This window comes from Cellulophaga sp. RHA_52 (assembly GCF_007827205.1).
GTDB lineage: Bacteria > Bacteroidota > Bacteroidia > Flavobacteriales > Flavobacteriaceae > Cellulophaga > Cellulophaga lytica.
Genome location: NZ_VIRZ01000001.1, coordinates 2,305,446 through 2,327,552, shown reverse-complemented (window position 1 = coordinate 2,327,552; position 22,107 = coordinate 2,305,446). Strand labels below are relative to the sequence as shown.

Here is a 22,107-nt window from a genome sequence, read left to right as displayed (position 1 = left end):
TAAACCACAGACTTTATAAATTATAATACATATGAGTTTCATTAATTCCGTGCTAAAGGCCTTTGTTGGTGATAAAGCCAAAAAAGACGTCAAGCAATTACAGCCAATAGTTGATAAAATTAAAGCCTTTGAACAAAGTTTAGAAGCTATTAGTCTAGATGAGCTAAGGGCAAAAACAGTAGAGTTTAAAGAAAAATTAAAGGCAGACACAAAAGAGTTAAATGAACAAATAGAAGCTCTTAAAATTGAAGTAGAGTCTTCTACAGATATAGATAAGAACGAAGATCTTTACTCAGAAATAGATCGTTTACAAGAAGAAGTATATAAAACGTTAGAAAAATCACTTTCAGATCTTTTACCAGAAGCTTTTGCTGTTGTTAAAGAAACTGCTAAACGTTTTACAAATAACACTACACTTACAGTTACTGCTACAGAATATGACAGGCAGTTGTCTGGTATTAAAGATTATGTTAGCTTAGAAGGTGACAAAGCCGTATGGCAAAATTCTTGGGATGCTGCAGGTAAGCAAGTAACTTGGGATATGGTACATTATGATGTACAGCTAATTGGTGGTATTGCACTACACCAAGGTAAAATTGCAGAAATGCAAACTGGTGAGGGTAAAACCTTAGTTGCTACATTACCAGTATACCTAAATGCACTTACTGGTAATGGTGTACACCTTGTAACCGTTAACGATTATCTGGCAAAAAGAGATAGCGCGTGGATGGCACCAATATTTCAGTTTCACGGATTTACTATAGATTGTATAGATTATCACCAACCTAATTCTGATGCCCGTAGAACTGCATACAACGCAGACATAACCTATGGTACAAATAATGAATTTGGTTTTGATTATTTGCGTGATAATATGGCTCATAAACCAACAGACCTAGTACAGCGTCCGCATAATTTTGCTATTGTAGATGAAGTAGATTCTGTGTTGGTTGATGATGCACGTACACCATTAATTATTTCTGGTCCTGTACCCGAAGGAGACAGACACGAGTTTAACGAGTTAAAACCAAAAGTTGCAGACATTGTACAATTACAAAAACAATACTTAACTGGTGTTTTAGCAGAAGCTAAAAAATTAATAAAAGAAGGTGACACAAAAGAAGGCGGTTTTTTATTACTGCGTGTATACCGTGGATTACCTAAAAACAAAGCTCTTATTAAGTTTTTAAGTGAAGAAGGTATTAAGCAATTATTACAAAAAACTGAAAACTTTTACATGCAAGACAACAACCGTGAAATGCCTACGGTAGATGAAGAGTTGTTATTTGTAATTGATGAAAAAAACAATCAGATAGAGCTAACAGACAAAGGAATTAAACACATCTCTGGAGATGTAGACAGTAATTTCTTTGTAATGCCAGATATTGGTTATGAAATTGCACAGATAGAAAACCAAAATCTAGATATAGAAAAAGAAGCTGAACTTAAAGAAGAGTTATTTAAAGACTTCTCTATTAAAAGTGAGCGTATACATACAATGAACCAATTACTTAAAGCTTACACTCTTTTTGAAAAAGATGTAGAGTATGTAGTAATGGATAATAAAGTAATGATTGTAGATGAGCAAACTGGTCGTATTATGGACGGTCGTCGTTACTCAGATGGTCTACACCAATCTATAGAAGCTAAAGAGAATGTAAAAATTGAAGCAATGACGCAAACATTTGCTACAGTTACATTACAAAACTACTTTAGAATGTACAACAAGCTTGCAGGTATGACTGGTACAGCCATTACAGAAGCTGGTGAATTTTGGGAAATTTACAAGTTAGATGTTATGGAAATACCAACTAACAGACCAATTGCTCGTGACGATAGAAACGATTTAATTTACAAAACAAAAAGAGAAAAATACAATGCCATTATAGAGGAAGTTACACAACTATCTAACTCTGGCAGACCGGTACTTATTGGTACAACTTCTGTAGAAATATCAGAATTGTTATCTAGAATGTTAACCATACGTAAAGTACCACACAATGTACTTAACGCTAAGTTACATAAGAAAGAAGCAGATGTAGTTGCACAAGCAGGTAATGCTGGTATTGTAACTATTGCAACCAATATGGCAGGTCGTGGCACCGATATTAAATTATCTACAGACGTTAAAAATGCTGGTGGTTTGGCAATTATTGGTACAGAGCGTCACGATTCTAGACGTGTAGATAGGCAGTTACGTGGTAGAGCTGGTCGTCAAGGAGATCCAGGAAGTTCTCAATTTTATGTTTCTTTAGAAGATAACCTTATGCGTTTATTTGGTTCTGATAGAGTTGCTAAAATGATGGATAAAATGGGCTTAGAAGAAGGCGAAGTTATTCAGCACTCAATGATGACAAAATCTATAGAACGTGCACAGAAAAAAGTTGAAGAAAACAACTTTGGAGTACGTAAACGTTTATTAGAGTATGATGATGTTATGAATGCCCAAAGAGAGGTAATTTACAAAAGAAGACGTCATGCATTACAAGGAGAGCGTTTAAAATTAGATATTGCTAATATGATTTATGATACCTGCGAGTCTATTGCAGAAGGTAATAAAGCTGCTAGCGATTATAAAAACTTTGAGTTTGAATTAATTAAGTATTTCTCTGTTACAGCTCCTATTACTGAAGATGAGTTTGCAAAAATGTCTACTCAAGATATTGCTAGCAAAACTTATAAAGTAGTATACGAGCATTACCAAAATAAAATGGAGCGTAACGCCGCTACTGCATTTCCGGTAATTAAGAACGTATATGAAGATGCTGCTAATAATTTTGAACGTATAGAGGTTCCTTTTACAGACGGTATTAAAGCACTTAAAATAGTTACCAACCTTAAAGAGGCTTACGAAAGTAACGGTAAACAATTGGTTAACGATTTTGAAAAGAACATTACACTTGCCATTGTAGATGATGCTTGGAAAACCCATTTACGTAAAATGGATGAGCTAAAACAATCTGTACAATTAGCTGTTCATGAACAAAAAGATCCGCTATTAATTTACAAGTTTGAAGCTTTTGAACTTTTTAAGTCTATGGTAGATACAGTAAATAAAGATGTAGTATCATTCTTGTTTAAAGCAGAGTTACCAACTGGTGACACATCAGACATACAGGAAGCAAGAACCGTAAGAAGGCCACAAGCAAACTTACAGACTACAAAAGAAGAAATACCTAACAGTGATGAGTTAGCTGCACAAAACAGAGCTGCAAGTCAAACACAAGGTAATAGACCACAAGTAACAGAAACAATTACTAGAGAAAGACCAAAAATTGGTAGAAATGACAGAGTTACAATTAAAAATGTAATGAATGGCGAATCTAAAGTTGTTAAGTTTAAACAAGCAGAGCCTTTATTAGCAAGAGGTGAATGGGTACTGGTTGAAGAATAAACCAGTACTATTAAACATAAAAAAAGCAGCTCTTAAAAGAGCTGCTTTTTTATTTATACGCAGTTATAACTGCAATTGTTGTTAGTTACTTTTTTATGCTTTTGTTACGTACAGGAACTTTAATTGCACGCACTTTTGGTTTATTATTAAATAACAAACCAATTGTAATAGCTGCTATTGTAATTAAAGTTATATATATCATAATTAAACTAATTTTGCTTTATTTGCTTTTGTCTCAAAAGATAACGCTTTAATAATATTTGCATTTTTAATTAAATACAAACGTGCAACGCTATTCTGTTTTGTATTATTTAAAACTGTAGACCCTTTTACAATTGAAGCTATTTTCTCTACTTCAACTTTTTTTATAGGCAACTTTTTAGTTTTTTGTGCTTGTACAGATAAACCAACACATAAAATTAAAGATAAGGTAACTAAAGTTTTCATAAATAGGTTTTTGTTTCCTATAAAATTACAACGCTTATCATTCCAAGTTTTTTCATACTCGTTTAAAAACACTTTTTTATCGTTGACTTGCAATAACTTAGATGAACTACCTATTAAAAAATAATAGTATTTACCTTTACAAGCACTTTATCTTAAAAAAGATACACTTTAACGATTTAATAAAAACTAAAACACTATTTAACAATCAGTTATAAATTACTTTACATTAAGCAATTTTAGACTTGCTACGCTTTGTAGAAAAAGATAATGCTTTTTTAACTTTAGAGTTTTTAAACTTATACAAACGTGCAACTTTAGTTTCTTGTTGTACAGCTTCTTTTTTTACTACTGCAGCTTTTATCTCTGTAGTTTCCATTTTTAAAACAGGAGTAACTTTAGCTTCTTGTGCCTGTGCTGTAACGCCTACTGTAATAATGAATAATAAAGTGATAATTGCTTTCATAGTAACTTTGTTTGTTGATGTAAAATTACTACCAACTTAAAGTTACAGAAATCTAAATCGCTTAAACACCCTTATTTTTAGGTGTTTGACAAAATTTATGATAAAGTGTGAAAAATCTTCGATGACTGAAATTAAGCTAAAATCAGCTAATCGAAATTAAGTGTATTACAACTGATATTGTGCAGAAAGAAAAAAATAAATAAGGAGATATAAAAACAAAAATATAGTCTACGCTTATTACGCCACTTTTGTCTTAGCCTTTTTAATAACAAAAGTTAATGCTTTTTTAATTTTAGAATTTTTAAACTTGTATAAACGTGCAACCTCAACTTTTTCTTTAACAACGTCTTTTTTAATTTCTGTAATTTTAGCTTCTGTAGTTTCTATATTTAATACAGCTGTAGTTTTAGCTTCTTGTGCTTGTGCAGTTAATCCTAATGTAATAACGAATAATAAAGTGATAATAGCTTTCATAATATTTTTGCTTTGTTTTACAAAGCTACTTACCACATACACCCAAAATTAACATTTACAGATGAGTATCTCTTAACTATAGACGAGTGGTTATAAAGTAAATACTGGTAACGTTCACCGTAAATCCTATAAATACACCGTAAAACCAATTAACGGTATTTTATGCATTTTATCGATAAATATACTATATATCAACCTAAAAAAAATAAATGAATAATAAAAAATAAGAGTAACGTAATTGAATTAAGCAATTTTAGACTTTCCACGTTTTGTAGAAAAAGATAATGCTTTTTTAATTTTAGAGTTTTTAAACTTATATAAACGTGCAACTTTAGTTTCTTGTTGTACAGCTTCTTTTTTCACTACTGTAGCTTTTACCTCTGTAGTTTCCATTTTTAAAACAGGAGTAACTTTAGCTTCTTGTGCCTGTGCTGTAACGCCTACTGTAATAATGAATAATAAAGTGATAATTGCTTTCATAGTAACTTAGTTTTGATACTGTAAAATTACTATCAAGCTAAGGGCTACTAAATCTAAATCGCTTAAACACCCTTATTTTTAGGTGTTTGACAAAATTTATGATAAAGTGTAAAAAATCTTCGATGACTGAAATTAAGCTAAAATCCGCTAATCGAAATTAAGTGCACTTAATCTTAAATAAAGACATTTATATTTTTAACAGCAAGTTTGGATTAGGACAATTTTGCGCATAATAAGCTAAATCTTTTTTGGTACAAACTCCTGGATAATCTCCCTTAAAGTCTTTTATATCCATTATAAGCTGAAAATGTAAATGTGGTGCATAACCTACATTGACCTCAGCAGTACCTAAAGTTGCCAAAACAGTACCCTGTACAATCTCTTTACCAATATATATATTGTTTAATGAAGAAACAGACAAGTGTCCGTATAAAGTAAAAAATGTTTGTTTATATATTGTGTGTTCTAATATTATTGTAGGTCCGTAATCTCCAAATACATTATTATTTTTAAAACTATGCACTACTCCATTTACAGGCACTATAACTTCTGCACCAGCATCTGCCCAAAAATCTACACCCAAATGTATATTACGTACATCACTACTTTGTTTAGCAAAGTTTTCATTATTAGCATATAGATTTCTTTTTTCTAAATACCCACCAAAAGCAACTGTTCCTTTTTTAAGTTCTAATTGCTGCTTAATATACGCTTCACATTCATTTGCCCTGGTAATATCTACCTTATCTAACTCTTTATTACCGGTAGATAAGTCCACAGGAATATAACTGTCTTTTAAATTAGTGGTATTTATAATAGAAGTAAAACCTGCAGTTACAGATTGCAAAAAATTTGCTGTATTTTGCATAAATAAAATGTTAATGTATTTTTAAAATAGATGTACCCTTGTAAGTATATTTAAAAGTAGCCCACTAATTTATTAAAAAGAAAATTTATGAGAATAGTTAAAGTTGCATTATTACTAAGCACTATATTAATATCTACAAGTTGTTCATCTAAAAACAATACAAAAAAAGAAACTAGTACAGAAGCTAAAGCAGAGACTAAAACAGTTATTCAGGATTTAAGCTCTTATGAAACTGCCTATTTTGCAAGTGGTTGCTTTTGGTGTGTAGAAGCTGTTTTTGAGAGTGTTAAAGGTGTTAAGGAAGTAATATCTGGCTATGCAGGAGGTAAAGAAAAAAATCCTACTTACGAGCAAGTAGGTAGTGGTAATAGCACACACGCAGAAGCTGTTGTTGTTTACTACAACCCAAAACAGGTTAGTTATGCTACCTTAGTTAAAGTTTTTTTTGGATCTCAAGACCCAACAACATTAAACCGCCAAGGACCAGATAAAGGCACACAATATAGATCTATTGCTTTTTACAAAAACAAGCAAGAACAAAAAATTATAACAGACTATGTAGCTAAGCTTACTAAAGAAAAAGTATTTAGCTCTAAAATTGTAACAGAAATAACTCCATTTACAACTTTTTACAAGGCAGAAGACTACCACCAAGATTACGAAAAAAAACATCCTAACAACCCGTACATTAAAAATGTGTCTATACCTAGGCTAAATAGGTTTAAAAGTAAATTTCCAGAGTTATTAAAAAAAGACTCTCATTAAAGATTGGCTTCATTTTAAAACAACATCACTGTAAGATGCATTTATATTAACAGATTTATTTGTGTTATTAGATGCATTAAATCCTTTGTGTACTATTATATTCTGATTTACAGACTTATTTACTGATAAACCTACAGGCAAAGCTACTTTAGATGACTTGCCCTTTACATATATTGAATAAGATGATTTTGGTAAGGATGCATTTAAATTACCATTAGTTATGGTTACATCTAGATCCTCAAAACTTGAAGAAACTGAGTTTATTTCTACATCACCAAAATCGTTTGTAATAAAAGCTGACTTTAACAACTCATTAATTGTAATGTTTGATGAAACAGCACTTAAAGTAAGTTCATTAACTGTTTTTAAATCTATAGCTTTAGCATAACTAGTTTTTAGTTGTCCTACGTTCCAATTACTAACATATACAGGAGAATAAGACGCATTTACATACGTCTTATCTCCATTTATTGTTGTAGCTAGCAAACTTGCATAAGACAAGTTTGCGTTTATATTTGTAGTATTCTCAGCTAGTTTTACTTTACCGTGGCGTACATCCATTTTTATGGTTGCAGATTTAGGCATTTTAATCTTAATAGTTTTTTTAACTTTTAAGCTTTTAGTATCACCACCTTTAGAAATGTAAAATGTATTTGGACTAGTATAAAACTCATTGGAGTCCATATAAAATACATCTCCGTTTTGCTGTGCTTTTAAAACTTTAGCTTTTACCTTTTCTGCTATTAGCTTATGTTTTTCAGCAATCTCCTTATGCTTCTCTCTTATAATTTTTGCTTGTTTCTGAGTAATCTCTGCCTTTTTTTTAACTTCTGCTACCCATTTTTTTATTTCAGCTTCGTTTTTAGCTCCCATATCTTTTTGAAACTCTTTTTGCCACTTTTGTATATACTCTTTACCTCCTTTTTGATATTCTTCATAATCAAAGTCTGCAAATTTTACGTCTTTTAAATCAAAATCTACAACTATAGAGTCCATCCTAATAGTATCCATATCAAAAGATACTCTAGCAGGAAAATTAGAGGTATTAAAATGTACTGGATATGCATTTGCAAAGCTGGTTGTTTTACTAAAAAATTTGTTACCTCCGGTAGATACACTTACTTTACTAGAGTTTCCTAGGATATCCATTTTATTACGAATAAAATACTTTTCTGCTTCATCTGCAGTCATTCCTTCAACCTCTATTGTAGCTTCTATTTGTATTACGTTCTTGTTCCAGGTATCAAACTCAATATCTGCATTGTTGGTATCTAAATCTAAAACGGCGTTTTTATCTACATTAAAAACTTCTTTAATTTTTTTTGTTTGTTTTTGAGCGTACAAACCTACATTTATCAACAGTGCTAAAACTGCCATACTCTTATACATTAATTGTTTCATTTTGGGTGCTTTTTAATTCGTTTAACTTTTTTCTTAGTTTTTGTAGCAACTGCAAACGCAATTGCAAATTGTTAATTAAAGCAGAAATTAATTGATCATTAGGCCCAATGGTGTTTAACTCTGTATTAAGTTCTTGGTATTCTTTATGCAACTCCGCTAAGCGCTCCATATAACTATCTACCAATGTTTTATTATCGTTAGACACTTGCAACTGTGCCAACTCTAAATTTATATTTACTTTATAATAATCTTCTATTTTTTTTAAATCAGGAGATAATGCCCCTAGGGTTATCCCATCTTTGCTTTTGGTTACCTTTTCTGCATCTACAATAGTTGGTTGCACAGGAGTGTTCTTGGTTTTTGCAACATAAATAAGCAAAGATATACTTAGCATTAATAGTACACTAGCAGCTACTTTATACCTAAATTTTGCAGTATATTTTGGTGTAGCAGGCATAGTTTGGTTAAGTTTATCTTCAAACCTAGCCATATGCCCATCTTTTAAGTTGTGCTTTTGCTTTGCTCTTTCTCTCTTAAATATTTCTCTAAGATCCTGTCCCATATCTTTTCTCTTTTAAAAGTTCTTTTAACAAGCCTTTACCTCTTAACAAGCGTGTTCTACAGGCAGACTCTGTAATATCTAATATTCCAGATGTTTCTGAGTGGTCATATCCTTCAATTAAATATAATTGTACCACACATTGGTATTTGCTTGGTAGCTGAGCTATTGCAAACTTTATTTGCTGCAGAGTTACCGTATCTTCTACCAACCAATCATCATCTTCTACCACTCTTAAACTAGTTTCTGTTAAGGCTACATATTTATCTTTTTTAACTTTTATAAAATCTAAACATTTGTGTACTACAATTTTTTTAAGCCAAGCACCAAAGGTTACTTCTCCTCTATACTGGTGTATTTTTTCAAAAGCATTAATAAATGCCTCTTGCACTACATCTTCTGCATCGTCTTCATTTTTTAAAAAACGCATAGCCACACAATACATACCATTACAGTATTGCTTATAAAGCTGCATTTGTGCTTTACGGTTATTTGTTTTGCATTTTTTAATAATATCAGCAGTAGACATTAATTTTTTCTTGTATTAGGTTTAGTTTGTTATTTAAAAGACGATACAAAATTACTGATGTTGCAAAAACATAAATTATTTTTGTTTTTTTGTAGCAATCCCTATTAAATTAAAGCAATTTTACACTTTATATAATATACTGGTTAAAGTACAAATTAAGCAGTTCTTAATTAAGCAAGATTTAGTAACTTAGAGAAAAACCTAAAAAAACAACCACAATATGAAAGTTATACAATGGATGATTGTTACAGTAGTGGTGTTAGGACTACTTACAATTTTTGTTGGGTTACCAATGATGAAAGACCAAACTAAAAAATTTAGTCCGGAAGCAACTGTAACATATAATAAAGACGGTTACAATTTAAACGTAGTTTATTGTAGCCCTTCTAAAAAAGACAGACCCATTTTTGGTTCGCTTGTACCGTATAACAAAGTTTGGAGAACTGGCGCTAATGAACCTACTACTTTTAAAACCACTTCTGCTATTAAAGTAGATGGTAAAAACTTACCTGCTGGCACATATTCTATCTGGTCTAAACCAAATAAAGACAGTTGGGATATTATTTTTAATAAAGAAGTTCCGGATTGGGGAGTTACAATTTTAAGCGGTGGAGCAGAAACTACCAGAAATGCAAAACAAGATATTGTAACAGTAACTGTACCTGTAACAAAATTAGATTCGGTTAAAGAAAGATTTACCATTAACTTTGAAGACAAAGAACAACCGTACTTAACTTTAGCTTGGGATAAAACCAAAGTTAACGTACCTATTAGCAAGTAATATTGAACACAAATAAAAATATAAGTAACCAAAGTGCTTCTAAAATTAAAAAATTTAGAAGAGAATTACCCTCTACAGAAAACTTAACCAATGGTATTTTAAGCGGTAATAAAACAGCTTTAAGTAGAGCTATTACACTTATAGAGAGCACCAACAGTACACACACTAAACAAGCTAATGAAATTATAGAGCGTTGTTTACTACACAAAACTAACAGTATTAGAATTGGTATAACTGGTGTACCTGGTGTTGGTAAAAGTACGTTTATAGAACGCTTTGGAAAAAAACTTACTGCCCAAGGTAATAAAGTTGCTGTTTTAGCTGTAGACCCAACAAGTACTGTTACAAAAGGTAGTATTTTGGGTGACAAAACACGAATGGAAGAACTTGTAAAAGACGAAAATGCATTTATTAGACCATCTCCGTCTGGCAGCTCTTTAGGTGGTGTTGCCCGTAAAACAAGAGAAACCATTGTACTTTGTGAAGCTGCCGGCTATAATGTTATTTTAATTGAAACCGTTGGTGTAGGACAAAGTGAAACTGCTGTACATAGTATGGTAGACTTTTTTCTTTTATTAAAATTGGCAGGTGCTGGTGACGAGCTACAAGGTATTAAGCGTGGTATTATGGAAATGGCAGATGCCATAGTAATTAATAAATCTGACGGAGATAATGTACAACGTGCTAAAAAAGCAAGAGTAGAGTTTACACGTGCTCTGCATTTATTAAAAACACAAGATAATGGCTGGGTACCAAAAGTGCTAGCTTGTTCTGCTCTAGAAGATATTGGTATTACAGATGTTTGGGAAACAATAACAAACTATGTTGCTATTAACACCAAAAACAACTTTTTTATACAAAAAAGACAAGAGCAAAATAAATATTGGCTATTACAAACCATTGAAGACCAATTAAAACAACAGTTTTACAGTAATAAAAGTGTAAAGGCAGAATTACAAGTTGCTATAGATGCTGTTATAAACAATAAAACATCACCTTTTACTGCTGCAGACAAATTATTAAACCTACACAGTAAGTAATACCAACCGCTAGTTTGTATATTATGACGCACGAGTTTACTATAATTGTACCTATTTACAATGAAGAAGACAATATTGCTAGATTAGATAAAGAGCTTAACAATTACTTAAATGTTGCTCTAAAAAAAACAACTGTCTTATTTATAAATGATGGCTCTACAGATAATAGTCAAGCATTACTAGAGCAAATATGTGCTAACAACACTCATTTTTCTTTTGTACAGTTTGATAAAAATTACGGTTTAACAGCTGCTATTAAAGCAGGATTTGATTTGGTGACAACAGAACTTGTTGGTTACATTGATGCAGACTTACAAACAAGCCCGTTAGATTTTAATTTACTTTTAGATTATATACCAGAATACGACTTAGTTACTGGTATTAGAACAAACAGGAAAGATTCTGGTTTTAAAAAATTGTCATCTAGCCTAGCCAACAAAATAAGACGTTTTTTTACCAATGATGGTGTAGAAGATACTGGTTGCCCATTAAAAGTTATTAAAACCGCTTACGCTAAAAAAATACCACTTTTTAATGGTTTACATAGATTTTTACCCGCAATGATATTATTACAAAACGGAAAAGTAAAACAAATTCCGGTACAACATTTTCCTAGAATTGCTGGTAAAACAAAATTTGGATTCTGGAACAGGTCTTTGGGCCCATTAGCAGATTGTTTTGCCTATTTATGGATGAAGCATAAATACATTAGTTATAGCGTTACAAAAAAAGCAACTAAACATAAAAGTTAAAATCTTACCAAAGTATAACACACCTTTTATTGGCAATTATTACCTTTGATTATTAGCAAAAAATATAAAATGAAAACAATAGATAAAGTAGTTTACGCAGTCTTATTTTTAATATGTAGTATTGGTTTGTATTTTGGACTAACAGACAAAGAATTTTTTGACACATATTATGCACAAGAAGACGGACTTGTAGAATACGGTACTGCATTAATGCTGTTTATTATTAGTTTAATTTGTTTATACAGGTTAATTACAATATCTAAAGGAAAATCTATAACCTGGAAAATAGGAACATTACTTTTTGCTATTTTGTTTTTATTTGGAGCAGGTGAAGAAGTATCATGGGGCCAACGTATTCTTGGTGTAGAATCTAGTGAGTTTTTTATAGAGAATAACGCACAAGGAGAAACCAACTTACACAATATGGTTGTAGGAGAAACCAAAGTAAACAAACTAATATTTAGTCAATTACTTATGGTTGTAATGGTTATGTATTTAATTGTGTCCCCTATTCTTTACAGAAAAAAAGAGTGGTTTAAAAAACTGGTAAATACGTTTGCTGTTCCTATGGTAAAATGGCACCATACCATTGCCTTTTTAACTGCAACAGCATTAGTTGTTAGCAACCCAGCTGGTAGAACTTGGGAAGTTTACGAACTAGTTTTTGGTGCTATATTTATTTTAATATTTTTAGCTCCGCTAAATAATTCTATATTTAAAAAAGAAAGTTAATTATAGCTTTAACTTTGCAGCCATTAGCTGCATCAGTTTGTAAAAAACAAAACCTAAAAAACTACCAATTACAATACCTGTAGCTACATCTAATGTATAATGCACACCAATGTATATTCTGCTGTAGGCAACAAATGCTGCCCAAGTAAGTAGCAGTACTTTTATGTATTTAAATTTATCTTTAAGTACATTTCCAAAAAATACTGCAACAGCAAAAGAATTTGCTGCATGTGCAGAAAAGTAGCCGTATTTACCTCCACAGGAACTTTTTACCAAACGTACCAAACCATCTAAGTCTGGGTTATGACAAGGCCTTAAACGCGCAATACCATATTTAAAAAAATTAGCCAATTGGTCTGTAGCTCCTATTAAAATACCTACAGATACTAATATTAAAAATGTTTTTTTTAATCCAACTTGCTTGTACGTAAAAAATAACAACACAGCATACAATGGTATAGAGCTTTTTTTATTGGTAACAAACATCCAAAAACCATCCCAAGTGCTAGTTCCTAAATTATTTAGGTATAAAAAAAAATTAGTATCGTATTGTATTAATTCTTCAAGCATAATTGTAATTTATTCTTCGTAACGAGAAATTTCTCTATCATAAAAAGCAGTAGCTTCAGCAATTAACTTTTCTGCTTCTTCAGTTAATTCTGCTTCATCTTCTTTTGTAAAATCTTCTAACCACTCTACCTCATCATCTTCTAAATTAATTATAAACCTAGGGTAATCTGTATGTATTATAAATATAGCTGTTGGGTAATCAGTGTTATCGCCCAATAAAAACTTTGGAAAATCCATAATTATTCTTCTGTATTAAGTATTAATTTTTTTGTTAGTATGTTAAATCTAATGTACAATAAAAAAGCAGATGCAGTTAAGCCAGCCAATAAGCCAATCCAAATTCCTGTACTTTTTAAAGGAGTATATAGACCTAGATAAAAGCATATAGGAAAACCTATTAACCAATAGGCTATAAATGTAATTAGTGTTGGTATAGCAACATCTTGCAAACCACGTAAAGCACCAAGCACTACAACCTGCAGTCCGTCTGAAATTTGAAAAAAGGCTGCAACTAATAGTAATTGAGCTGCTATTAAAATAACCTCTGTATTATCTACTATGTTTGCTGTATCATTAACATCTAAATACACTGTTGGCAACCAATGTCTAAAAATTAAGAATAAAGTTGCAAAAACAACTTCTAATAAAAATGTAAGCAAAAATATAGATTGTGCCATTCTGCGCAAATCTTTAAAATTACCTAAACCTTTTTGGTTACCTACACGTACCATTGCAGCTACTCCTAGTCCCATACCAACCATAAACGTCATACTAGACAGGTTTAATGCTATTTGGTTTGCTGCCTGTGGATTTTTACCAAGTACACCACTTATCCATATAGCTGCTGTAAATATGGCAACTTCAAAAAACATTTGCAATGCAGAAGGAAAACCAATTTTCATAATTTTGTTTAGTATTTGGTTTTCTATTTTTTTAAAATTGAAACCCGTAACGTATTTATGAAACTTTTTAGTTTGTTTTAGCATTACCCATATTAAAACAACCATAGAAATTCTAGATACCAATGTACCAATGGCTGCTCCTATAATACCTAGTTCAGGAAAACCAAAGTTTCCAAAAATTAGTAAGTAGTTTAATAGTATGTTTATAGCATTACCAATTAAAGTAACATACATAGGGTATTTTGTTTGCGATAAGCCATCTGAAAATTGTTTAAACGCTTGAAAAATCACTAATGGCACTAATGAAAAAGCTACCAAATCTAAATAAGGAATAGCGAGTTCTACAACCTCTGGCGGTTGTTTCATTAAATACATTAATGGTTTACCTAAAAGTATAACTCCAAATAAAAACAAGCCTAAAACGGTACATAGCAACAGTCCGTGTTTTAGTGCGTTTTTAGCATCCTTTACATTATTAGCGCCATCTGCCTCTGCTACCAATGGTGTTATTGCTGTAGAGAAACCAATTCCTAAAGACATTGCAATAAATACAAAACTATTACCTAAAGATACAGCTGCTAACTCTGCTGTACCTAGTTGCCCAACCATAATATTATCTGCAAAACCAACAAATGTGTGCCCTAATAAGCCTAATATAACTGGGAATGCTAGCTTTAAGTTGTATTTAAATTCTTTTGTGTATTGTTTCAATTTTTGAATGCTTTAAAAAATGAAATTAAAATAATTATAGGTCTTACTGTAGTATTAGTTTTCTTTTTTTGCTTGATTCCAGAAAACATCCATTTCTGCAAGTGTCATATCTTGCAAAGATTTACCCATTTCTTTTGCCTTAGTTTCTAAATACTGAAACCTTTTTATAAACTTTTTATTGGTACGCTCTAAAGCATCTTCTGGATTAACCTTTAAAAAGCGTGCGTAATTAATCATAGAAAACAAAACATCCCCAAATTCTGCTTCTATTTTGTCTTGGTTAGCATCATTTACTTCTTCTTGCAACTCTGCTAGTTCTTCCTGCACTTTTTCAAATACCTGTTGTGGCTCTTCCCAATCAAATCCTACGCCGGCAACTTTATCTTGTATTCTACTTGCTTTTACTAATGCAGGCAAACTTTTAGGAACACCCTCTAAAACACTTTTTTTTCCTTCTTTTAGTTTTAGTTTTTCCCAGTTACGCTTAACCTCTTCTTCATCTTCTACCTTAACATCTCCATAAATATGAGGATGACGATGTATTAGTTTTTCACAAATTTCATTTGCAACATCAGCTATATCAAAATCATCAGTTTCACTACCAATTTTAGCATAAAAAACGATATGTAAAAGTAAATCTCCTAATTCTTTTTTAACTTCTTCTAAATTATTGTCTAAAATAGCATCACCTAACTCATAGGTTTCTTCTATGGTTAAGTGGCGTAAGGTTTGTAAGGTTTGCTTTTTATCCCAAGGGCATTGCTCTCGCAATTCTTCCATTATGGTAAGCAATCTATCTATAGCTTTTAATTGTGTACTTCTAGAATTCATCCTAAAAAAAGTTTTGGTAAAAGTACAAAGACTATCGTTTTAAAAAGCACAAAAAACAAGAGTAATTTGCTTTAAATAACAAAAAGCAACACCTGCTTATTGTTTTGCTTTTTCTTGTAATAACTGTAAATACATTTGCTCTACTTTGGTACGTGCCCAAGGTGTTCTGCGTAAAAAATGAAGACTAGATTTTACTGTTGGCCTATGGGTAAAACAGCGTATATTAACTGTATTACCCATATATTCCCAGCCATAAAAGTCTACCAGCTCATCTATAATAGTTGCTAGTTTTACACCGTGTAAAGGATCATTAGACTTTTGCATTATTATTAATTGCGTTTATTGTTAGACCTGCGGTCATTATTACGTTTAGGTCTACGGTTATTGCTAGTATTGTTTTTAGATGCTCCGCCTTTAGGCTTGCTGCTAGAACTCCTAGAACGATTATTACGTTGTCCTTGTTTAATTGGTTTTGTAGATGCATTAGGATCTGGCTCAAAACCTTCTACAATTTCTACAGGAATTTGCATTCCTATTAATTTTTGAATATCTTTTAAATATGTGGTTTCATCTGCACTAACTAAAGATACTGCCTCACCACTTGCACCTGCCCTACCTGTTCTACCTATACGGTGTACATAGTCCTCAGATATATTTGGAATTTCATAATTAATTACGTGTGGCAGTAAAGGAATATCTAAACCACGTGCAGCAATATCTGTAGCTACTAACACACGTAGTGTTCCTTTTTTAAATCCGTCTAATGCTTTTGTACGTGCACCCTGACTTTTGTTACCGTGTATAGCCGCTGCAGAAATACCTTTTGAGCTCATTTTTTTACACAAGTTATTTGCTCCGTGTTTTGTTCTTGTAAACACTAATACTTGTTGCCAATTGCCGTCTGATATTAACTTAATAATTAAGCCCGTTTTTTTACCTTTGGCTACTCTGTAAACTTTTTGCTTAATTACCTCTACAGCTGTATTTTCTGGTGTAGCTTCAACCTGTACAGGATTATTTAAAATACCGTGAGCTAGCTTTTTAATGTCTTTAGAAAAAGTTGCTGAAAACATTAAATTTTGTCTTTTTGCTGGTATTAACTTCATTACGCGTTCTATATCACGCAAAAAACCCATATCTAACATACGGTCTGCTTCATCCAACACAAAAATTTCTACTTTATCTAATGATAAAAATCGTTGGTTATGAAGATCTAGTAAACGCCCAGGTGTTGCCACCAAAACATCCATTCCTCTTTTTAAATTTGCTATTTGTGGTTTTTGGTTTACTCCACCAAAAATTACCGCAGAGCGTAAATCTAAAAACTCACTATATTCTTTTACGTTAGCAAATATTTGCGCTGCTAATTCTCTTGTTGGCGTTAATATTAAAGCGCGTACTGGCCTATGTCTTAACGTTTTTTGTTCTGATAATAAATGTAATAATGGTAAAGTAAAACCTGCTGTTTTACCTGTGCCCGTTTGTGCAGATGCCAAAACATCTTTACCTTCTAAAACAGGCGGTATTGCTTTTTCTTGTATTGGAGACGGAGTTGTATACCCCTTTTTGTCTATTCCTTTTAATAGATTATTAGATAAACCTAAGTTTTTAAATGTCATAAATTAGTATTGATGAACCATAACTTTTTATTAAAGTCTGTTCTTAAAATTAAATGCAAAAGTAATGCTATTTTTATGGTTAATACTTTCTTTTAGAAAATGTTAAGAACCAAACTGTAATTAATTAATAAAGAGCTTGTTATTAATTCACTTTTTACACTACTAAAAACATTGCAGAGTTTATATAAATACGTGTATCGGGTATTGTATGTTACCTGTCGAAAAATACATATGTAACACAAACAAAGAAGTTATATTAACATTATATTTGAAAATATGAGAATTTTACTATCCTTATTTTTACTTACTTCAATTTTTGGCTTTAGCCAAACAACACATCGTTTTTACAATGAAGTACAAACGCTTCAAAAAAAATACAATAACAAACGTAACAGCAAACAACCAAGTATTGTTTTTACTGGTAGCTCTAGTGTTAAATATTGGAAAACTATACAAGAAGATTTTCCGGATAAAAATATTATTAACACTGGTTTTGGTGGCTCTACAACAGAAGATTTACTATTATTTACAGACGATTTAATATTGGCCTACAACCCTAAACAAGTTTTTATTTATGAAGGTGATAATGATATTGCTGGTAATAGAAAATGTGGTTTAATACTATCACAATTAACACAAATAATTAATAAAATAAAAAGTGCAAACACAACTACACAAATTGTACTAATTTCTGTAAAACCAAGTATTGCAAGGTGGCACTTAAAAAGAAATTACAAAAAGCTAAACCGAAAATATAAGAGAATAGCTAAAAAAGACCCAAATATTAGTTATGTAGATATCTGGAAACCTATGCTCAATGGTAACAAGGTAAAGACAGATATTTTTACAGCAGATAACCTACATATGAATGCCAAAGGCTACCAAATTTGGCAAAATGTAATTACAAACTATATTAACTAACCAATTTAAATGAAAAATTCTATCTTATTTAGAACACTATTAACCCTTATTGGCATTTTTTTAATAGTTGCTTGCCAAGAAAAAAGAGTAATTATTAACTACCCAACTACAGATTTATCTGCAGAAAATATGGTTCCCTTGCCATTAAAAATAACTCCCACCAATAGTGCATTTGGTTTAGACAAAAACACTGCAATTTATACCTCTAATGACTCTGGTTTTGAGCAAGTAGGTTCTTTTTTATCTAACAAAATTAGTACTAAAATTAATTTAGAAGTTCCTGTAAATACTGTTAATAATATTGAAAAAGCTAAAATTATATACATTAATAAAACAGATAGTTTGGAACTTAAAAGTAAGGAAGCTTACCAAATGTATATTACGCAAGATTCTATTATTATAAATGCTAAAACAGCTGCTGGTGCATTTAGAGGCATACAAACATTAAGACAAATTATACCAGAAGAAAGTAATGATACGCTTACTACCCATAAAATGTGGCTTGTACCTAGCGGAAAAATACTAGATCAACCTAATTACGAGTACAGAGGTGCTATGTTAGATGTAGCCAGACATTTTTTTAGTGTTGGTGACGTAAAAAAATACCTAGATGTATTAGCATATTATAAATTTAATGCCCTGCACTTGCACTTAACTGATGACCAAGGTTGGAGAATAGAAATTAAATCTTGGCCAAAACTAATAGAAATTGGAGCTAGCACAGAAGTTGGCGGTGGCCCTGGAGGGTTTTATACCCAAGAAGATTTTAAAGAAATTGTACGTTATGCAACCGAAAGGCATATTACAATTGTACCAGAGATAGATATGCCCGGACATACTAATGCTGCAACAGTTGCATATCCGCAATTAAACGGAAACGGAAAAACGCCTAGAGTTTATACCGGTATGCGTGTAGGCTTTAGCACTTTTGATACAAATAAGGATATTGTTTATGCTTTTGTAGATGATGTTGTAAGAGAAATTTCTGCCATTTCTCCTGGCCCTTATTTTCATTTGGGAGGAGATGAAAGCCACGTTACAAAAAAGAAGGATTTTAGAAAATTTATTTTAAAAGTATCTAAAATTGTAGAAAGTCACGGAAAAACTCCAATTGGTTGGGATGAAATTGCTACTACAGATATAAGTAGCAATGCTGTTGCTCAATTTTGGAGAAGCGAAAAAAATGCAAACTTAGCGCTAGATAAGGGTATGAAGATTATTTTGTCTCCCGCCAAAAAAGCTTATTTAGATATGAAATATGATACCTTGTCTAAACACGGTTTAACTTGGGCAACTTATATACCTGTAGATTCTGCTTATATCTGGACACCAGAAACCTTTGTAAAAAACTTACCTAAAGCACAGGTATTAGGTATAGAAGCTCCTTTATGGTCTGAGACTATAAGCAATATTGAAGAGCTAGAATATTTAGCTTTTCCTAGAATTATTGGCTACTCTGAGCTTAACTGGACCATAAAAGAAAACAGAAATTGGGAAAATTATAAAAATAGATTAGCTAACCAAGCACCTTATTTAGACCGTATGAATGTTAAATACTACCCAACTAAACTTATAGACTGGAAAAAAAGCAAACACACATATAAATACATTGAAAAAGATTAAAGGTTTTTAATTTACAATAACACAAGAATGTAAGAGTTATATTACTTGTACATAACATAAAAAAATTAGAAAAACTCTTATGCAAAACATTCAATTTCCTGTTAAGTTTCAATTTAAAATATCTTCATTTTCTAATGATTTTACAGCTACAGATGCTACTGGTAAAACAATAGCTTATGTAAAACAAAAGATGTTTAAGTTTAAAGAAGAAATTAAAATTTATAGTAACGAGTCTAAAACAAAAGTTAATTACAGTATTAAAGCTGATAAGTGGTTAGATTTTTCTGCTGCATATGCCTTTAAAGACGAAAACGGCAAAGAATTTGGTAAAGTTGCTCGTAAAGGTTGGAGGTCTATATGGAAAGCACATTATGATATTATTGATGAAAACCAAAAACAACAATACAATATATCTGAAGAAAACCCTTGGGTTAAAGTATTTGACTCTGTACTAGGAGAGATTCCGATATTAGGTATGTTTACAGGTTATTTATTTAACCCTTCTTATATGGTTAAGGATAACCAAGGAAAACCAATTATTAAACTAAAAAAATCTGCTTCATTTTTTGGCAGAAATTTTGAATTAAGCAAACAAGGAGAAATGGATAGTGATGATGATGACCGTATAATGCTTGGCTTAATGATGATGATTTTATTAGAACGAAGAAGAGGATAACACAAATAAAAGCCTTGCAAGCAAGGCTTTTATTATTTTAAGCACTGCCTTAAAGACATTAGTATTTTTTGGAGCTTATCATAATTTAATGGTTTTTCTAAATAGCTTATTACATCTAAAAATGTTTTAGCTTTTTCTTTATCAGATGGCCTACCAGAAGATGTAACAATTACAATTGGCACACCCATACAAATGCAATTTTGTTCTTTGCTCTCCATAAATTCAAACCCATCCATAATAGGCATATTAAGATCTAAAACAATTAAGTCTGGCTTATTATCTTTTAAATAATCAATAGCTTCTTTACCATTTTCTACAGCTGTTATATTACTATATCCTAAGTTGTTTAATTTACTAGTAGTTATAAAGTTAGTTACTACATCATCTTCAATTAGCAAAATTTTACATAAGTTGGTTGTTTTATTCTCCATTAAAAATATATTTTAAATTGTGTTCCTTTATTTTCTTCGCTTACAACTTCTATTTGGCCTCCATTACCCACAATAATTGAGTGTATAATATAAAGTCCAACGCCCAAGCCTTCTACGTGTGTGTGCATTCTTTTAAATAAGCCAAATACTTTACTTTTTCCGTTACTAGTATCAAAACCCAAACCGTTATCTTTAATTATTAAAACTGGCTTATTGTTTTCTAAATGTGTAGATACGTGTATAATAGGTTTTCTACGAGGATGCTTATATTTTATAGCGTTAGATATTAAGTTATGCAAAATACTATCAAACTGTACAGGGTTGTAATTAATAGTTGGTAAAGCGGTAAAATCTTCTTTTATTATTGCTCTACTACCGATTATTTTTTCTGAGTGTATTACTTTTATTTTTGCTACAACTTCTTTAAAAATTACTTTTTCTTTTTTGTCTTCTAAATTAGATTTTAAGGCAATTACATTGTTTAAAGCCTTTAACTTATCACACATAAGTTTACCAACATATTTTAGCTTATCAAATATTGGTTTTACTTCATCTGTTATAGCATTGCTAGACTCTAACATTCCAAAAAGGCTTTGCATATTGGTTAAAGGAGCTCTTAAGTCATGTGCAGCAACATAAGAGAACTCTTCTAGCTCTTTATTTTTAAGTTTTAAATTTTTATTTACAATTTGTAAATTATTCTGTGTTGCTTTTAGCTTATCTATTGTGGTTATTAGGTTAGTAATATCTAGTGTAGTTACACCTAGCCCTTCCCCTACTTTAAAAGCTCTAACTATAAAAACAAAAGTTTTATCATCTGTATAAAAAGAAATTTCGTCTAGACTTATTGGCTTTCCTGTTTTTATAACATTTTTATAAGCCTCTAACCTTTCTGTACCTTCTAAATAAGGAAATGCTTCAAGTACAGATTTACCTATAAAATCGCATTTTTTAATATTTAGGGTAGATATGGCAGCTTCATTCATATCTAAAAACACCATATTTTTATCAAATACTACACTAGGTGTGTGTGCCATATCAAAAAAAGCTCCTTTAATCTCATTGTCTACATTCATTACTTTTGCACTCATACTACTTGTTTTTATTTGGGGTTAAAACTGTAATCTGGTACAAATTT

Annotated in this window: 25 protein-coding genes; 9 read left to right on the top strand and 16 right to left on the bottom strand. The window is 31.3% G+C overall.

Going from position 1 to position 22,107, the window contains the following annotated elements:
• Positions 1-31: 31 nt before the first annotated feature.
• A complete protein-coding gene (gene secA / locus JM80_RS10260) occupies positions 32-3,394 on the top strand; it encodes a preprotein translocase subunit SecA (protein WP_034645204.1) in 3,363 nt (1,120 codons plus the stop codon).
• 204 nt (positions 3,395-3,598) lie between these two features.
• Here the strand turns inward: secA and JM80_RS10255 are convergent, their stop codons facing one another.
• From JM80_RS10255 to JM80_RS10235, 5 genes are all read right to left on the bottom strand, one after another.
• Entirely contained in the window at positions 3,599-3,841 is a 243-nt protein-coding gene (locus tag JM80_RS10255) for a hypothetical protein (protein WP_034647105.1), read from the bottom strand.
• 226 nt (positions 3,842-4,067) lie between these two features.
• Positions 4,068-4,304: a hypothetical protein gene (locus JM80_RS10250; protein ID WP_013619629.1), complete on the bottom strand. Its 237-nt coding sequence runs from the start codon at positions 4,302-4,304 to the stop codon at positions 4,068-4,070.
• A 237-nt stretch (positions 4,305-4,541) separates the two neighbouring features.
• Positions 4,542-4,778 (bottom strand): hypothetical protein, encoded by a 237-nt coding sequence (locus JM80_RS10245; RefSeq protein WP_013619630.1) that lies wholly within the window; start codon positions 4,776-4,778, stop codon positions 4,542-4,544.
• A 243-nt stretch (positions 4,779-5,021) separates the two neighbouring features.
• Entirely contained in the window at positions 5,022-5,258 is a 237-nt protein-coding gene (locus JM80_RS10240; protein WP_013619631.1) for a hypothetical protein, read from the bottom strand.
• 187 nt (positions 5,259-5,445) lie between these two features.
• A complete protein-coding gene (locus JM80_RS10235; RefSeq protein WP_144709980.1) occupies positions 5,446-6,126 on the bottom strand; it encodes a peptidoglycan DD-metalloendopeptidase family protein in 681 nt (226 codons plus the stop codon).
• Between the two features lie 87 nt (positions 6,127-6,213).
• Between JM80_RS10235 and msrA the strand changes: the two genes are divergently transcribed.
• Entirely contained in the window at positions 6,214-6,891 is a 678-nt protein-coding gene (gene msrA, locus JM80_RS10230) for a peptide-methionine (S)-S-oxide reductase MsrA (RefSeq protein WP_038507143.1), read from the top strand.
• Positions 6,892-6,900: 9 nt separating this feature from the next.
• Here msrA and JM80_RS10225 read toward each other — a convergent pair whose 3' ends face one another.
• Genes JM80_RS10225 through JM80_RS10215 form a run of 3 tightly spaced genes read right to left on the bottom strand, consistent with a single transcriptional unit; the run spans position 6,901 to position 9,380 of the window.
• The gene (locus tag JM80_RS10225) at positions 6,901-8,292 is read right to left on the bottom strand and encodes a hypothetical protein (RefSeq protein ID WP_144709978.1); all 1,392 of its coding nucleotides are present in this window, start codon (positions 8,290-8,292) and stop codon (positions 6,901-6,903) included.
• Positions 8,273-8,854 carry a hypothetical protein gene (locus tag JM80_RS10220; RefSeq protein WP_144709976.1) on the bottom strand — a complete coding sequence of 194 codons (582 nt, stop codon included), beginning with the start codon at positions 8,852-8,854 and terminating at the stop codon, positions 8,273-8,275. Before JM80_RS10220 ends, JM80_RS10225 begins: the two co-directional genes overlap by 20 nt.
• Positions 8,838-9,380: an RNA polymerase sigma factor gene (locus JM80_RS10215; RefSeq protein ID WP_034647093.1), complete on the bottom strand. Its 543-nt coding sequence runs from the start codon at positions 9,378-9,380 to the stop codon at positions 8,838-8,840. The genes JM80_RS10220 and JM80_RS10215 overlap by 17 nt, the downstream gene beginning before the upstream one ends.
• Positions 9,381-9,600: 220 nt before the next feature.
• Here JM80_RS10215 and JM80_RS10210 point away from each other — a divergent pair, with 220 nt between their 5' ends.
• The 4 genes from JM80_RS10210 (at position 9,601) to JM80_RS10195 (ending at position 12,685) form a co-directional block, all read left to right on the top strand.
• Positions 9,601-10,161: a DUF2911 domain-containing protein gene (locus tag JM80_RS10210; RefSeq protein WP_034647091.1), complete on the top strand. Its 561-nt coding sequence runs from the start codon at positions 9,601-9,603 to the stop codon at positions 10,159-10,161.
• 2 nt (positions 10,162-10,163) lie between these two features.
• On the top strand, positions 10,164-11,201 hold the full coding sequence (meaB, locus tag JM80_RS10205) for a methylmalonyl Co-A mutase-associated GTPase MeaB (RefSeq protein ID WP_013619638.1): 1,038 nt from the start codon (positions 10,164-10,166) through the stop codon (positions 11,199-11,201).
• Positions 11,202-11,224: 23 nt separating this feature from the next.
• Positions 11,225-11,953, top strand: a complete 729-nt coding sequence (locus JM80_RS10200) for a glycosyltransferase (protein ID WP_144709974.1) — start codon at positions 11,225-11,227, stop codon at positions 11,951-11,953.
• Between the two features lie 69 nt (positions 11,954-12,022).
• On the top strand, positions 12,023-12,685 hold the full coding sequence (locus JM80_RS10195; RefSeq protein ID WP_089119083.1) for a hypothetical protein: 663 nt from the start codon (positions 12,023-12,025) through the stop codon (positions 12,683-12,685).
• Here JM80_RS10195 and JM80_RS10190 read toward each other — a convergent pair whose 3' ends face one another.
• The 6 genes from JM80_RS10190 to JM80_RS10165 form a co-directional block, all read right to left on the bottom strand.
• Entirely contained in the window at positions 12,686-13,255 is a 570-nt protein-coding gene (locus tag JM80_RS10190) for a phosphatase PAP2 family protein (protein WP_013619641.1), read from the bottom strand.
• A gap of 9 nt (positions 13,256-13,264) precedes the next feature.
• Entirely contained in the window at positions 13,265-13,492 is a 228-nt protein-coding gene (locus JM80_RS10185) for a hypothetical protein (RefSeq protein ID WP_013619642.1), read from the bottom strand.
• Positions 13,493-13,494: 2 nt separating this feature from the next.
• Positions 13,495-14,868, bottom strand: coding sequence for an MATE family efflux transporter (locus JM80_RS10180; protein ID WP_013619643.1), 1,374 nt, complete (start codon positions 14,866-14,868; stop codon positions 13,495-13,497).
• Positions 14,869-14,922: 54 nt separating this feature from the next.
• Positions 14,923-15,699, bottom strand: a complete 777-nt coding sequence (gene mazG, locus JM80_RS10175; protein WP_144709972.1) for a nucleoside triphosphate pyrophosphohydrolase — start codon at positions 15,697-15,699, stop codon at positions 14,923-14,925.
• 96 nt (positions 15,700-15,795) lie between these two features.
• Positions 15,796-16,023 carry a VF530 family DNA-binding protein gene (locus tag JM80_RS10170; RefSeq protein ID WP_034647089.1) on the bottom strand — a complete coding sequence of 76 codons (228 nt, stop codon included), beginning with the start codon at positions 16,021-16,023 and terminating at the stop codon, positions 15,796-15,798.
• 5 nt (positions 16,024-16,028) lie between these two features.
• Positions 16,029-17,318, bottom strand: a complete 1,290-nt coding sequence (locus tag JM80_RS10165) for a DEAD/DEAH box helicase (protein WP_144709970.1) — start codon at positions 17,316-17,318, stop codon at positions 16,029-16,031.
• 276 nt (positions 17,319-17,594) lie between these two features.
• Here JM80_RS10165 and JM80_RS10160 point away from each other — a divergent pair, with 276 nt between their 5' ends.
• The 3 genes from JM80_RS10160 (at position 17,595) to JM80_RS10150 (ending at position 20,538) form a co-directional block, all read left to right on the top strand.
• On the top strand, positions 17,595-18,239 hold the full coding sequence (locus JM80_RS10160; RefSeq protein WP_144709968.1) for a GDSL-type esterase/lipase family protein: 645 nt from the start codon (positions 17,595-17,597) through the stop codon (positions 18,237-18,239).
• A 9-nt stretch (positions 18,240-18,248) separates the two neighbouring features.
• Positions 18,249-19,862, top strand: a complete 1,614-nt coding sequence (locus tag JM80_RS10155; RefSeq protein WP_144709966.1) for a family 20 glycosylhydrolase — start codon at positions 18,249-18,251, stop codon at positions 19,860-19,862.
• Positions 19,863-19,941: 79 nt separating this feature from the next.
• Positions 19,942-20,538: a hypothetical protein gene (locus JM80_RS10150; protein WP_013619649.1), complete on the top strand. Its 597-nt coding sequence runs from the start codon at positions 19,942-19,944 to the stop codon at positions 20,536-20,538.
• 32 nt (positions 20,539-20,570) lie between these two features.
• Here the strand turns inward: JM80_RS10150 and JM80_RS10145 are convergent, their stop codons facing one another.
• Positions 20,571-20,969 (bottom strand): response regulator, encoded by a 399-nt coding sequence (locus JM80_RS10145; RefSeq protein WP_013619650.1) that lies wholly within the window; start codon positions 20,967-20,969, stop codon positions 20,571-20,573.
• Positions 20,969-22,060: an ATP-binding protein gene (locus JM80_RS10140; protein ID WP_089119078.1), complete on the bottom strand. Its 1,092-nt coding sequence runs from the start codon at positions 22,058-22,060 to the stop codon at positions 20,969-20,971. Before JM80_RS10140 ends, JM80_RS10145 begins: the two co-directional genes overlap by 1 nt.
• Positions 22,061-22,107 lie beyond the last annotated feature (47 nt).